At 66.3% G+C, this 12,981-nt stretch carries 12 protein-coding genes; 7 read left to right on the top strand and 5 right to left on the bottom strand.

Going from position 1 to position 12,981, the window contains the following annotated elements; all coding sequences use genetic code 11:
• Nucleotides 1–218 precede the first annotated feature (218 nt).
• Nucleotides 219–890 (bottom strand): glutathione S-transferase N-terminal domain-containing protein, encoded by a 672-nt coding sequence (locus ABWP84_RS11865; protein ID WP_353212243.1) that lies wholly within the window; start codon nt 888–890, stop codon nt 219–221.
• A 511-nt stretch (nt 891–1,401) separates the two neighbouring features.
• On the opposite strand from ABWP84_RS11865, the gene ABWP84_RS11860 reads away from it, so the two are divergent.
• Together ABWP84_RS11860 and ABWP84_RS11855 are read left to right on the top strand one after the other, a co-directional pair.
• Nucleotides 1,402–2,784, top strand: a complete 1,383-nt coding sequence (locus ABWP84_RS11860) for a S41 family peptidase (protein WP_353212242.1) — start codon at nt 1,402–1,404, stop codon at nt 2,782–2,784.
• Nucleotides 2,771–3,799: a divergent polysaccharide deacetylase family protein gene (locus ABWP84_RS11855; protein WP_353212241.1), complete on the top strand. Its 1,029-nt coding sequence runs from the start codon at nt 2,771–2,773 to the stop codon at nt 3,797–3,799. The genes ABWP84_RS11860 and ABWP84_RS11855 overlap by 14 nt, the downstream gene beginning before the upstream one ends.
• A 16-nt stretch (nt 3,800–3,815) precedes the next feature.
• Here the strand turns inward: ABWP84_RS11855 and ABWP84_RS11850 are convergent, their stop codons facing one another.
• Together ABWP84_RS11850 and accD are read right to left on the bottom strand one after the other, a co-directional pair.
• Complete coding sequence (locus tag ABWP84_RS11850) at nt 3,816–5,066, bottom strand: folylpolyglutamate synthase/dihydrofolate synthase family protein (protein ID WP_353212240.1); 1,251 nt, start codon at nt 5,064–5,066, stop codon at nt 3,816–3,818.
• On the bottom strand, nt 5,063–5,959 hold the full coding sequence (gene accD, locus ABWP84_RS11845) for an acetyl-CoA carboxylase, carboxyltransferase subunit beta (protein WP_353212239.1): 897 nt from the start codon (nt 5,957–5,959) through the stop codon (nt 5,063–5,065). Before accD ends, ABWP84_RS11850 begins: the two co-directional genes overlap by 4 nt.
• 99 nt (nt 5,960–6,058) lie before the next feature.
• On the opposite strand from accD, the gene gnd reads away from it, so the two are divergent.
• The 5 genes from gnd (at nt 6,059) to ABWP84_RS11820 (ending at nt 10,567) form a co-directional block, all read left to right on the top strand.
• Nucleotides 6,059–7,003 (top strand): phosphogluconate dehydrogenase (NAD(+)-dependent, decarboxylating), encoded by a 945-nt coding sequence (gene gnd, locus ABWP84_RS11840; protein ID WP_353212238.1) that lies wholly within the window; start codon nt 6,059–6,061, stop codon nt 7,001–7,003.
• The gene (locus ABWP84_RS11835; protein WP_353212237.1) at nt 7,000–7,497 is read left to right on the top strand and encodes a gluconokinase; all 498 of its coding nucleotides are present in this window, start codon (nt 7,000–7,002) and stop codon (nt 7,495–7,497) included. The genes gnd and ABWP84_RS11835 overlap by 4 nt, the downstream gene beginning before the upstream one ends.
• Complete coding sequence (locus tag ABWP84_RS11830; RefSeq protein ID WP_353212236.1) at nt 7,494–8,204, top strand: ribonuclease activity regulator RraA; 711 nt, start codon at nt 7,494–7,496, stop codon at nt 8,202–8,204. The genes ABWP84_RS11835 and ABWP84_RS11830 overlap by 4 nt, the downstream gene beginning before the upstream one ends.
• 312 nt (nt 8,205–8,516) lie before the next feature.
• Entirely contained in the window at nt 8,517–9,683 is a 1,167-nt protein-coding gene (locus ABWP84_RS11825) for a CoA transferase (protein WP_353212235.1), read from the top strand.
• Nucleotides 9,680–10,567, top strand: coding sequence for a hydroxymethylglutaryl-CoA lyase (locus ABWP84_RS11820; protein ID WP_353212234.1), 888 nt, complete (start codon nt 9,680–9,682; stop codon nt 10,565–10,567). Before ABWP84_RS11825 ends, ABWP84_RS11820 begins: the two co-directional genes overlap by 4 nt.
• A gap of 6 nt (nt 10,568–10,573) precedes the next feature.
• Here ABWP84_RS11820 and ABWP84_RS11815 read toward each other — a convergent pair whose 3' ends face one another.
• Together ABWP84_RS11815 and cysS are read right to left on the bottom strand one after the other, a co-directional pair.
• Nucleotides 10,574–11,380, bottom strand: a complete 807-nt coding sequence (locus ABWP84_RS11815) for an RNA methyltransferase (RefSeq protein ID WP_353212233.1) — start codon at nt 11,378–11,380, stop codon at nt 10,574–10,576.
• 178 nt (nt 11,381–11,558) lie between these two features.
• Nucleotides 11,559–12,971 carry a cysteine--tRNA ligase gene (gene cysS, locus ABWP84_RS11810; protein WP_353212232.1) on the bottom strand — a complete coding sequence of 471 codons (1,413 nt, stop codon included), beginning with the start codon at nt 12,969–12,971 and terminating at the stop codon, nt 11,559–11,561.
• Between the last annotated feature and the right edge of the window lie 10 nt (nt 12,972–12,981).

Here is a 12,981-nt window from a genome sequence, read left to right as displayed (position 1 = left end):
CATTATGATCGCTCCCTGGATTGGCCGCTGACCTGAGCGGCCATGCTTTCCTAGCGGCCTGATGAAAAACGAACATCGAGCGAAGATAAGATCGAGGGGCTTTGCCCCTCGAGCACCCCAGGAGGAAACTGAGTTTCCTGGTGGGAGAGCGCAAAGCCCTTTCGCTCTTATCCGCCGCCATCAGGGTTTTTCAGCAGCCTGCTAAGGCGGCGTGCCGCCTACGGGGCGAGGTGGCGGAACATATTGCGCCGCGCCTCATCATCCATCTCGGCCTTGAAGGCGTGGCGGTCCTTCAGGGCATTGGCCCGTTCGGCCGCGGGGCGGGCATTGATGGCGGCGAAGTGGCGTTTGACATTGGGCAGGGCATCAAGGGCCTCGGCGCCGAGGACGAAGCCTGCGGCCCGCTCCCAGCCCCAGGCTGCCATGTCGACGATGGAATAGCTGTCGCCCACCAGCCAGTCGCGGCCTTCGAGCCTGTCATTGAGGATCGACCAATGCCGCTTCGCCTCGAAGGCATAGCGGTTGATGGCGTAGTCGATCTTCTCGGGTGCGTGATGGGTGAAATGCACCGCCTGGCCGGAATAGGGGCCGATGCCGCTGGAGATGAAGAACATCCAAGACAGGGTCTCGCCGCGCAATTCCGGCGCTGGCAGGAACTGGCCGGTCTTTTCCGCCAGATAGAGCAGGATGGCGTTGGAATCGAAGACCGGCTCGCCGTCATCGGTGATGGCCGGCGCTTTGGCATTTGGATTGATGGCGAGGAAGTCCGGCTTGTGCTGCTCGCCCTTGCGGGTATCGACCGGCACGGCCTCATAGGCGAGGCCAGCCTCTTCGAGATACAGCGCGACCTTCATCGGGTTCGGCGCCAGGCTATAATAAAAACGCAGCATCAGGGGATTCCTTGTTTTATCGGCGGCATGTGGGGTTGCGCGCTGGGGTTTTGCAGGCGCTGCCATTCATCAATTGTCCAGTTGTTGAAGGATTTTCATGGCGGGGGGGAAAGAGCGAAAGAGCTTTCCCCTCTCGCGCTCTGTCACCAGGGTCGACATATATGTCGATGATTTTCATGGAGATGTGAATAATTTTTATCAATAATTAATCGAAAGTGTAGGAAACTGAGTTTCCTACTGGGGTACTCGAGGGGGAAAGCCCCTCGATCTTGTCTTCCCACGCTATTCGTTGTTAAGCCGCCTGTAAGACCCTGTTGCCTTCCCTGCCGATCACTGCGCAGGCCCTAAGCTTTTGCGTATCGAGCAGCTTTATCCCCGCAAACGACGCTGTTTGTCGGGAAACGTAACTTGTGGCCGGTTGTGCTTCCAAAATTCGGCCGGGGTGGTAGTTTGAACCTCCGCCCGACACCCCAAATACCTGTCGTCATTTCTGAAAACTGGAATCTCTCGCATGCCGATCAAGGCCAAAATTGGAACGACAGGGCTGATCGCCGGCGCTTTCGCGGCGGGTCTCGTCGCCGGGCCGCTGGTCGCGGCCTGGGCACAGGATGGTGGGCGGGCCGAGACGTATCGCCTGCTGAACCTGTTTGGCGATGTGTTCGAAAGGGTGCGGGCCGAATATGTCGAGCCGGTGGGCGACCGTGACCTGGTCGAGAACGCGATCAATGGCATGCTCACCGGGCTGGACCCGCATTCCTCCTATCTGAACCCGCGCAATTTCCGCGACATGCAGGTGCAAACCCGCGGCGAATTCGGCGGCCTGGGTATCGAGGTTACGCAAGAATCAGGCTATATTAAGGTGATATCGCCCATTGATGAAACCCCCGCAGCGCGCGCCGGCGTGCGCCCGGGCGACATCATCACCCATCTCAATGGCACGACCACCCAGGGCCTGACATTGCAGGAAGCGGTGGAGCAGATGCGCGGCGAGCGGGGCAGCACCATCCGCCTGACCATCCGGCGTGAGGGCAGCGAGCGGCCGGTGGAGGTCTCCATCACCCGTGATGTGATCCGCCCGCAGGTCGTGCGCTTCCGGATGGAGGGCAATGATGTGGGCTATCTGCGCATGTCCTCCTTCAATGAGCAGACCTATGCGGCGCTGCGGCGAGGGGTGCAGGCGCTGCGCAGCCAGGGGGGCACCAATCTGCGCGGCTTTATCCTTGATATGCGCAACAATCCCGGCGGCCTGCTCGACCAGGCGGTGCAGGTGAGCGATGACTTCCTCGAACAGGGTGAGATCGTCTCCACCCGCGCCCGGCGGTCTGAGGATGCGCAGCGGTGGAATGCCCGCGCTGGGGATATTGCGGGCGGCTTGCCTGTCGTGGTGCTGATCAATTCCGGCAGCGCCTCGGCCAGCGAGATCGTGGCCGGCGCGTTGCAGGACCATAGGCGGGCCATCGTCATGGGCACCCGCAGCTTCGGCAAGGGCTCGGTGCAGACGGTGATGCCGCTCGGCCCGAATGGCGCCATTCGCCTGACCACGGCGCGTTACTACACGCCCTCAGGCCGCTCCATCCAGAATACCGGCATCGAGCCCGATATCGAAGTGCGGGCAATCCGGCAGGCAGCCACCCCGCCGGCCGCGCGGGAGCGGGAGGCGGATCTGCGCCGCTCGCTGCGCAATGAGGGGGGGGTCAATACCGCCACCATCACGCCGCCGCCGCCCATCAACCTGCCGGCCAATATCCTGGAGCAGGTGCTGCGCGAGCCGGCCGAGGGCGCGCCCGCCTTCGACCCCACCAAGCCTGAGACCGATTTCCAGCTGCAGCAGGCGGCGGCATTGCTGCGCCTGATGCCGCCGGGCACCAATCTGCAGCGGCGTGCCCAACGCTAGTGCCGGCAAAGCCGGGCCTGTGGCGGTGAAGCGCATGCGGGGCTGGCGGGGGCTGGGCTGGTTTTGGCTGGTTGTGGCTGCGGTGATGGCCTTGGTTGCTGTCACCGCCAAGCTCCTGCCCGAACCCGATACGGCGCCGGGCATGGCCCCCTCGCCTGCGAGCGCTGTGGATCTCGGGCCGGTTCCGCCCGCCGCCCCGCCCTTGGGGCATGTGACGGCCGCCCCGGATGCCGAGCTATTGGAGGCGGGGCCGCACGGCGCCGTGCCGCGCATTGCCGTCAATGGCCGGACTTCGATGCGGGCTTATGCGCATAGGCCTGAGGACCCCCCGAGCCAGCGGCCGCGCATCGCGATGATCCTGGGCGGTGTGGGCCTGAACCCCGGCATTGCCGAGCAGGCGGTGCAGCAATTGCCACCCTCCGTTGTGCTGGCGATCAACCCCTATTCGCAGCGCCTCCCCGCCCTGTTGGCGCAGGCGCGCAGCCGTGGCTTTGAGATGCTGGTGGCGCTGCCGATGGAATCGCGCGGCCACCCGCAGAATGATGTGGGTGATCGCGCCTTGCTGACCACGCTCGACCCTGCGGCCAATCGCGATCGCCTGCTCTGGGTCCTTGGTCGCTTCCAAGGCTATGTCGGTGCGCTGGGGGCGCTGGGCCCCTTGCGTGGGGAACGCTTCGCAGCACTGAGCGAGCCCTTTTGGGCCATGCAGGACAGCCTCAGGGCGCGCGGCCTGCTTTATGTCGATGCCCGCCCCGGGGTGCCCCATCCGGAACGGGCCTGGGGCCGCACCATTGATATCGTGATCGACGAACCGGCGGATCGCGGCACGATCGACCTCAACCTGGCGGCCCTGGAGCGCATGGCGCGCGAGCGCGGCGTGGCTCTGGGCCTGGGCAGCGATATCACGCCGATCCTGATCGAGCGCATCACCCGCTGGGCCGCCGGGCTGGAGGGGCGGGGGGTGATGCTGGCGCCGATCTCATCGATGCTTCAGCGGCCGGTGGCCCAGCCGTAGCGGGGCGGGCCGGGTGTCAGGCGGCCTCGGCCTTCAGCACCTCGCCGGCCAGATAGAGGCTGCCGCAGATCAGCACACGGCCCGGTGGCGCATGCGGCAGCATGGCCAGGGCCTCGGCCACCGTGCCGCCTGCCCGCGCCACACCGCCACTGGCCGCGACGATCTCGGCCAGATCCATTGCCAGATGTTGGCCCGGTTCCCGCACCGCCAGCAGGCTTGTCGCGAAGGGGAGCAGGGGTGCGATGAACCCCGCCGCGCCCTTGCCCGATTTCATCCCCACCAGAATATGCAGCGGCTTGTCCGCCCAACTGGGCAGATGCGCCGCCAGCGCCGCGCCGGCGCCAGGATTATGGCCACCATCCAGCCAAAGCTCATGCGGCGCCACGCGGGCGGCCAGCGCGCCATCCATGCGCTGAATGCGCGCCGGCCATTCCGCCCGGGCCACGCCGCGCTGGATCGCCGCGTCATTCAGCCATGCCGGCCCCCAGGCCCGCAGCGCGGTGATGGCAATGCCGGCATTGTCACGCTGATGCACGCCCGGCAGGCCAGGCGGCGGCAGGGCCAGGCCGTTATAGCCTGCCCCATCCATCTCCCAGGCCTCGCCCCTGGCCAGAAGTGGCGCGCCTTGCGCTGCGGCAACATCGCGCAGCACCGCCAGTGCTTCCGGTGCCTGAAAACCGGTGGCGCAGGGCACACCAGGCTTGATGATGCCCGCCTTCTCGAAGGCGATTTTTGCCAGGGTCTCGCCCAGAAAATCCATGTGATCCATGGAAATGCTGGTGATTGCGGTCGCCACCGGTCGCGCCACCACATTGGTGGCGTCAAACCGCCCGCCAAGCCCCACCTCCAGCACCAGCAGATCCGCCTCCACGCGGGAGAATAGCAGCAGCGCCACCGCCGTGGTCACCTCGAAGACGGTGATGGGCTCGGCGCCATTCACCCGCTCCACCTCCTCCAGCGCATCGGCCAGCAGGGTCTCCTCCACCAGCGCCCCGGCGAGGCGGATGCGTTCATGGAAGCGCACGAGATGCGGCGAGGTATAGACATGCACCCGCTGCCCCGCCGCCTCGGCGATGGCGCGCAGGAAGGCGCAGGTGCTGCCCTTGCCATTGGTGCCGGCGACATGGATGACCGGCGGCAGCGCCCGCTCGGGGTGGCCGAGCTTTGCCAGCAAGATCTCCAGCCGGCCCAGGCTGAGATCGATCAGCTTGGGGTGCAGCGCGTGCAGGCGATCGATAATGGCCTCGCTGCGGCCGGAGCCCTTCACGCTGGGGCCGGCAGGGCGGCCTGAGGGGTGGCGGGTGGTGGGATATCGGCCACCCGCAGCAGGCTGATCACCTGCGCCAGCGTGGCGCGCATTTCGCTGCGCTTGACCACCATGTCGAGAATGCCATGGGCGAGCAGATACTCGGCACGCTGAAAACCCTCGGGCAGTTTTTCGCGCACTGTGCTCTCGATCACCCGCGCGCCGGCAAAACCGATCATCGCGCCGGGTTCGGCGATCTGGATATCGCCCAGCATGGCGAAGCTGGCGGTCACGCCGCCCGTGGTCGGGTCACAGAGCACCACGATGAAGGGCAGCCCCGCCTCTTTCACCATGCGCGTGGCGATGACGGTGCGCGGCATTTGCATCAGGCTGACCGCGCCCTCCTGCATTCGCGCCCCGCCCGAGGCGGTGAAGACGATCAGCGGCGCATCCTGCAGTACGGCCAGGCGGGCGGCGGCAACCAGCGCCTCACCCACGCCTGCGCCCATGGAGCCGCCCATGAAGCTGAACTCGAACGCCGCGGCCACGGCGGGCTGGCCATCAATGGTGCCATGGCCCACCACCACCGCATCATCCATGCCGGATTTGGCCTGGGCATCGCGCAGGCGGTCATTGTAGCGCCGCTGGTCGCGGAAGCGCAGGGGGTCGGCCGGCGCCTTTGGCAATTCGATGCCCTGCCAACCCTCATCCAAGGTCAGGTCGATGCGGGTGCGCGCCCCCACCCGCTCGTGATGGCCGCAATGGGTGCAGACATGCAGATTGCGCTCGAGATCGCGGTGAAACACCATCTGCTGGCATGCCGAGCATTGGTGCCACAGATTCTCCGGCACCTCGCGCGCGGCACCGAAAAGCGTCTTGATCTTGGGCAGGGCCCATTCGCTGATCCAGTTCATGGGGGGGATATAGCGGTGCCAGCGGCGCGGGGGAATGGACAGCGATGGACATGCTGCCGCAGGGGGGGATAATCCGGCTTCAGCCTGGGGATGGGACAGATGCAACTGGCAGTGATCGGCCTGGGCCGGATGGGCGGCAATATCGCGCGGCGGCTGCTGCGCGCTGGCCATCAATGCCCGGTCTTTGACATGGATGCGGCGGCGGTGGCGGCGCTGGCAGCCGAGGGTGCGACCCCCGCGGCCGATTTGGCCAGTGTGGTCTCCGCCCTCGCCCGGCCGCGTGCCATCTGGGTTATGCTTCCCGCCGGCGCTGCCACCCAGGGCGCGCTGGATAGCCTGCTTCCCATGCTCGATGCGGAGGATGTGGTGATCGAAGGTGGCAATTCCTTCTGGAAAGACTCTGCTGCCCGCGCCAAAATATTCGCCGCCAAGGGGGTGCATTACCTCGATGTCGGCACCTCTGGCGGCGTTTGGGGCCTGGCGCGCGGCTATTGCCTGATGATCGGCGGCGATGCGGGCGCGGTGGCGCGGCTGGCGCCGATCTTCGCGGCGCTGGCGCCTGGCGAGGCAGCGGCCCCTGCCAATCCGCAGCGCAATAGTGACACCACCGCGCATCAGGGCTGGTTGCATTGCGGCGCTTCGGGGGCGGGGCACTACACCAAAATGGTCCATAACGGCATCGAATACGGCATGATGCAGGCCATGGCTGAGGGGCTGGACCTGTTGAAAAACGGCCCGCTTGCCATCGATGTGGCCGAGGTGACGGAAAATTGGCGGCGCGGCAGCGTGGTCAGTTCCTGGTTGCTCGACCTCACCGCCGCTGCCCTCGCCCAGCAGCCGGATCTGGCCAATTACTCGGGCCGCGTGAGTGACAGCGGCGAGGGGCGCTGGACGGTGGATACGGCGGTGGAAAACGCCATCCCCACCCCGGTGCTGGCCGCGGCCCTTTTTGCCCGTTTCCGCAGCCGGCAGGAGGCGAGCTTTGCCGATAAGGCGCTTTCCGCAATGCGCCATGGCTTTGGCGGCCATCTCGAACCGAAATGAGCCGACGCATTCTCCTGATGGGCGTCTCGGGCAGCGGCAAATCCACCCTGGGGGCGCAGTTGGCCGGGGCGCTGGCCATCCCCTTCGCCGATGCAGATGCCTTCCACCCGCCCGCCAATGTGACAAAAATGGCCCGGGGCGAGGCGCTGACCGATGACGACCGCCTGCCATGGCTGGATGCGCTGGGCCAATGGCTGGCCGCGCAGCCAGGCGGTGGGGTGATCGGCTGCTCGGCCCTCAAGCGTGCCTATCGTGACCGGCTTCGCGGCCATGCGGCCGATTTGCGCATTCTCTACCTCGCCGGTGACCCTGGGCTGATTGCCCAGCGGCAGGCCGCGCGGCAAAACCACTTCATGCCGCCCAGCCTGATGGCCAGCCAATTCGCCACGCTGGAACCGCCCAGCGCCGAAGAGGCCGCCATCATCCTCGACATCACCCTCCCGCCAGGGCTTCTGGCGGCCGAGGCCATTGCCCAACTGAAAGAAACACCATGACCCCCGAGACAAAAGCCAAGCTGGAAAAAATCACCACCGCCACGCTGACGACGGTGCTGCTCAAGAAAGGGCTGCGCAATGTGTGGATGCGCGGCGCCGCCCCCTTCACCCCGGCAGCGCAGGGCGTGCGCCTGGTCGGCCCCGCCTTCACCCTGCGCTTTGTGCCCGCGCGTGAGGATCTGGCCACCCCGGCCTCCTGGGCCTCCCCCATCTCCACCCGTGCGGCCATTGAGGCCATGCCGGAGGGCTGTATTGCGGTGGCCGATGCCATGGGCGTGAGTGATGCCGGCATTTTTGGTGACATCCTCTGCGCCCGCCTGGCCAAGAAGGGGGTCACCGCCCTGATCACCGATGGCGCGGTGCGCGATGTGGCCGGCGTGAACGGCACCGGCCTGCCGGTCTGGTGCGCCGGTGGCGCAGCGCCCCCCTCGGTGGCATCGCTGACCTTCGTGGCCTGGGAGCAGCCCATTGGCTGCGGCGGCGTGGCCGTCTTCCCCGGTGACATCATCGTGGCCGATGCTGATGGCGCGGTGCTGATCCCCGCCGATATGGCCGATGCCATCGCCGATGAATGCGTGGAGCAGGAGCGGCTGGAAGCCTGGATCATGGTGCAGGTGGATGCCGGCCAGGCGCTGCCGGGCCTTTACCCCTCCAATGCCGAGAACAAGGCGCGCTATGAGGCGGACAAGGCCGCCGGGCGGGCCTGACGGCCCAGCCCTTGGGGCGAAAAAGAGACGGGGGCGGCAAGTTTTTGGGGGGTCATGGATAGCAAGTCTGCCACCCCCGATAAGTTCCGCCCGGCCCAGAATTGCGGGGCCGGCGCATCCGGGAGAGACAGGAAGGCGCGGGAGGTTGACGCCTTCCGAGGTTAGCCATGGAACCCGGACAATGAAGCAACGCCTCACCCCAGTGCCGGGTTGCGTAAAATTTTCAACGCAGGCCCTGCATGATAGATGTTGCGGGCGGCCCGACATCATCCCCGGCTGGAAGGCGGGGCGATCAGCCCCTACACACAGGGCATGCTTCCGCTCCAAGGCCTGAAAATCGTAGAACTGGGCCACTACATAGCTGCCCCCTTCGCCAGCCGGCTCTTAGCCGATCTCGGCGCCGAGGTGATCAAGGTGGAGCCACCAGAGGGCGACCCGGTGCGCGGCTGGGGCTCGCTGCATCAGGGCCATCCGGTGTGGTTTTCCGTGCATGGCCGGAATAAGCTTTCGGTCACGCTTGATCTGAAATCGGCCGAAGGGCGCGACAAGGTGCTGAAGCTGGCCGGCCGCGCCGATGCGCTGATCGAGAATTATCGCCCGGGCTATATGGAGCGGGTGGGGCTCGGCCCGGCCACGCTGCATGCGGCCAACCCGAACCTGATCATTGCCCGCGTCTCGGGCTATGGGCAGGATGGCCCTTACCGCGACAAACCCGCCTTTGGCGCGATTGGCGAGGCTATGGGCGGCCTGCGCCACCTCACCGCCAATCCGGGGCAGACGGCGCTGCCGCCGCCGCGCTGCGGTGTGTCCATCAGCGATGATCTGGCCGGGATGTATGCCGCCATGGCGGTGGTCAGCGCATGCTGGGGGGTGAAAAACGGCAATCATCAGGGCCGCATCATCGACCTTGATCTGGTCTCCAGCGTCTTCTCGCTGATGGAGGGGATGCTGCCGGAATACGGCCTGTTTGGCTGGGTGCGGCAGCCGCAGGGGGCTGCGATCAAGACCGCGGCACCGACCAACACCTATCTCTGCGCCGATGGGAAATGGCTCTGCATCGCCGGCAATTCGGACCTGATCTTCAAGCGCCTGATGGCGGTGATCGGCCAGCCGCAGATGGCGACCGACCCGCGCTTTGTCACCAACGCCACGCGCTGCGACAATGTGGAGGCGCTGGACGCCGCGATCGCCGCCTGGACCGCCACCAAAACCGCCAAGGAGGCGGAGGAGGCGCTGGATGGTGCCGAAGTGCCCTGCTCGCGCCTCTATGACATGAAGGATTGCGTGGAGGACCCGCATTTCCAGGCGCGCGACCTGGTGATGGAGGTTGAGGATCCGCTGCTGGGCAAGGTTCTGCACCCGGCCGCGCCCTTCAAATTCGACGGGGTATCAAGCCGCGACATGGTGCGCTGGACCGGGGCGGCGGCGGGGGCGCATAATGACCATGTATTCGGCGAATTGCTGGGGATGAAGCCATGATCCAATTGAGCGAAGTGAGCCCGCGTGACGGGTTGCAGCCGGTCAAGAATTTCGTGCCCACCGCGGTGAAGATCGCCCTGGTGCAGAAGCTGCATGCCGCTGGCCTGAAGCGGATGGAGGTGGGCAGCTTCGTCTCGCCCAAGGCCATTCCGCAAATGGTGGATACCGGGGATGTGCTGCGCGCGGCGCTGGAGCTGGAGGGTCTGGAATCGACCGTGCTGGTGCCCAATCGCCGCGGCTTTGATGCCGCGCTGCAGGGTGGCGCGCATCGCCTGGGCTTTTTCATGTCAGCGACCGAGGCGCATAATCAGTCCAACCTCAACCGCTCGCTGGAAGATGGTTTGCGCGAACTCTCGGCCCTGGTCCGCGACACGCCCAGCGACAAGAAAATCCGCTTCAATATCTCCTGCGTCTATCACTGCCCCTTTGAGGGCGTGGTGCCGGAAGATGCGGTGGCAAGGCTGGTGGACCGCATCGCGCCGCTGCATGCGGGCATGGAAATCAGCCTCTGCGACACCACCGGCAATGCCGCGCCCGACCAGGTGCGCCGGGTGATGGGGCGGGCGATCCGCGAACACGGCCCGCGCTTTGCCTTCCATGGCCATGACACTTACGGCATGGGCGTGGCCAATACCGTGGCCGCCTATGAGGCGGGTTGCCGGGTATTCGATGCCGCGGCCGGCGGCATTGGCGGTTGCCCCTATGCCCCTGGCGCCACGGGCAATGTGGCGATGGAGGATGTGGTCTGGGCTTTTTCGCGCATGGGCATCGAGACCGGCGTGCATTGGGCCGGGCTGCTGGAAGCGGCGGATTATGCCGCCAGCATAGAGGGTGCCACGCCCGGGGGGCGGATGCGCGGGGTGCCGGCTGCCCGCGCCGCCTGAGGGCGCTCACTCATCCTCTTCTGCCTTGGCCTCCGGCCGGCCATGGCGCATCCGCCCGCGTGATAATTCCGAGACCACACCATGCATGGTGTTGAGTTCCTGCTCGGTGATTTCGCCGCGCTCGAACCAGTGGCGGAGATTGCGCACCATGCCCGGCCGCTTGGGCGCATTGCGCAGGAAACCGCAGGCGTCCAGCTCCTCGATCAGATGGCCCATGAAATTGTCGAGCTGGCCCTTGGTGGCGGGTGCGGTGCGATGGGTCTGGAATTGCCGGGGCGGCGTGGCCTCGGCCGCCATCCACCACTCATAGCTCAGAATCATCACCGCCTGGGCTAGATTCAGGGAATTGTGCTTGGGGTTGAGCGGGTAGCGCACCAGGGTATCGGCATGGGCCAGGTCATCGGCGGTGAGGCCGGCGCGTTCGGGGCCGAACAGCACCGCCGCGCGCAGGCCGTTATTATTGACTACATGGAACTCTTCCGCCGCCGCGCGGGCATTGAAGACGCGGGTGATGACATAGCGCGGCCGGGGGCAGGTGGCGAAGACGCGATGGCAATCCGCCACCGCATCGGCCACCGTGTCATGCAGGGTGCAGGCCTCCAGGATGCGCTGCGAGCCCGAGGCGGTGCGAAATGCCCGCGCCTGCGGCCAACCATCGCGCGGGGCGACGAGGCGGAGATGGAACAATCCGCCATTGGCCATGGCACGGGCGACCATGCCGATATTGTCGGCCAGTTGCGGGTTCACCAGCACCACGATGGGCGTCTCGCCGGGGAGCGGGGCGAGATCGGCGCCGTCTTCGCGGCCGGTCATGAGGGGGGGCGCTGGTGGCCCTGGAGAGGGCTCTGCCCTTCCCAGACCCCACCCGCCAAGGGCCGAAAGGCCCTTGGAACCCAGGCTTTATTCATCACGGTCCAGGGGCGGGTCGCCCCTGGTGGGGTGAGGTACGGGGAGGGGCAAAGCCCTTCCCCGGGCAACCCGCGCCCCCCCATCAAACCCGTCGCCAGGTCGTGCCGCCCGCGCCGTCTTCCAGCACGACGCCCTGGGCGGTCAGCTCGGCGCGGATGCGGTCCGCCTCGGCCCAGTTTTTCTCGGCCCGTGCTTTCAGGCGAGCGGTGATGGCGGCCTCGATGGCTTCCGAGCCCTCGCCCTGGCGCCATGCCGCCGCATCATGCCACAGCAGGCCCAGTAGAGCGGCGGCCGCGAGCACGCTGGCCCGCGCCACGCCAGGTGCCGGGTCCCAAGGTGCTGGGGTGCGGGCGTGTACGGCGGCGGCTGAGCCACCCACATTGGCCACGTTTTCCAAGGTGCGAAGGTCCCGCAACCGGCCCAGCGCCAGGGGGGTGTTCAGATCATCGCCCAAGGGTTCCAGCACCCAATCCACCATGGCCGGCATCGCCTCGGCCTCTGGTGCCGGGCGGGCCAGCATGGCGTAGAAATCATCCAGCTCGGCCTTGCATTCCTCCAGCGCTGCAAAGGAGAAATCCAGCGCGCTGCGGTAATGCGTGCGCAGCAGCAGGAGACGAAACGCCTCCCCGGCCCATCCGCCGCGCGCCAAAATATCGCGCACCGGCAGGAAGTTGCCGAGCGATTTCGACATCTTCTCGCCATCGACCAGCAGCATGCCATTATGCAGCCAGGTATTGGCCATGCTGCTGGTGCCATGGGCGCAGCGGCTTTGCGCCACCTCATTCTCATGATGCGGGAACATCAGATCGGCACCGCCGCCATGAATGTCGAACACCTCGCCCAAATGTTCCCAGGACATGGCCGAGCATTCGATATGCCAGCCCGGCCGGCCACGGCCCCAGGGGCTGTCCCAACCCGGGGTTTGGGCATCCGAGGGCTTCCACAGCACGAAATCGCCAGCATCGCGCTTGTATGGGGCCACATCGATGCGCGCGCCGGCCAGGAGTTCGTCCTGATTGCGGCCCGAGAGCTTGCCGTAATCGGCGAAGGAGCTGACCGCGAACAAGACATGCCCCTCGGCCGCATAGGCATGGCCGCCGGCGATCAGCTTTTCGCACAGCGCGATCATCTGCGGGATATGCGCCGTGGCGCGCGGCTCCACATCGGGCGGCAGGCAATTCAGCGCTGCCATATCGGTGTGGAAATCCGCCGCGGTGCGGGCGGTGATCTCGGCGATGCTCTGGCCGGTCTCGCGCGCACGGGCGTTGATCTTGTCATCCACATCGGTGATGTTCCGGGCGTAGGTGACATGCGAGAAGGTGCGGCGCAGCAGCCGCGCCAGCACGTCGAACACCACCACCGGCCGGGCATTGCCCAGATGGGCGAGGTCATAAACCGTCGGCCCGCAGACATACATCCGCACATGATCGGCATCGATCGGCCGGAACGGCTCGCGCATGCGGGTGAGGCTATTGTGGAAGCTGAGCTGGGTCATGAGGGCCGGT

It is taken from the genome of Rhodovarius sp. (assembly GCF_040399605.1).
In the GTDB taxonomy this organism is placed as follows: Bacteria; Pseudomonadota; Alphaproteobacteria; order Acetobacterales; family Acetobacteraceae; genus Rhodovarius; species Rhodovarius crocodyli_A.
The sequence above is the reverse complement of the archived record's forward strand: the minus strand, read 5'-3'. Positions and strand labels throughout refer to the sequence as shown.

Coding starts and splice junctions, on each gene's coding strand:
- ABWP84_RS11865 (WP_353212243.1), bottom strand. CDS start 890: ATGCTGCGTTTTTATTATAGCCTGGCGCCGAACCCGATGAAGGTCGCG.
- ABWP84_RS11860 (WP_353212242.1), top strand. CDS start 1,402: ATGCCGATCAAGGCCAAAATTGGAACGACAGGGCTGATCGCCGGCGCT.
- accD (WP_353212239.1), bottom strand. CDS start 5,959: ATGAACTGGATCAGCGAATGGGCCCTGCCCAAGATCAAGACGCTTTTC.
- gnd (WP_353212238.1), top strand. CDS start 6,059: ATGCAACTGGCAGTGATCGGCCTGGGCCGGATGGGCGGCAATATCGCG.
- ABWP84_RS11835 (WP_353212237.1), top strand. CDS start 7,000: ATGAGCCGACGCATTCTCCTGATGGGCGTCTCGGGCAGCGGCAAATCC.
- ABWP84_RS11830 (WP_353212236.1), top strand. CDS start 7,494: ATGACCCCCGAGACAAAAGCCAAGCTGGAAAAAATCACCACCGCCACG.
- ABWP84_RS11825 (WP_353212235.1), top strand. CDS start 8,517: ATGCTTCCGCTCCAAGGCCTGAAAATCGTAGAACTGGGCCACTACATA.
- ABWP84_RS11820 (WP_353212234.1), top strand. CDS start 9,680: ATGATCCAATTGAGCGAAGTGAGCCCGCGTGACGGGTTGCAGCCGGTC.
- ABWP84_RS11815 (WP_353212233.1), bottom strand. CDS start 11,380: ATGACCGGCCGCGAAGACGGCGCCGATCTCGCCCCGCTCCCCGGCGAG.
- cysS (WP_353212232.1), bottom strand. CDS start 12,971: ATGACCCAGCTCAGCTTCCACAATAGCCTCACCCGCATGCGCGAGCCG.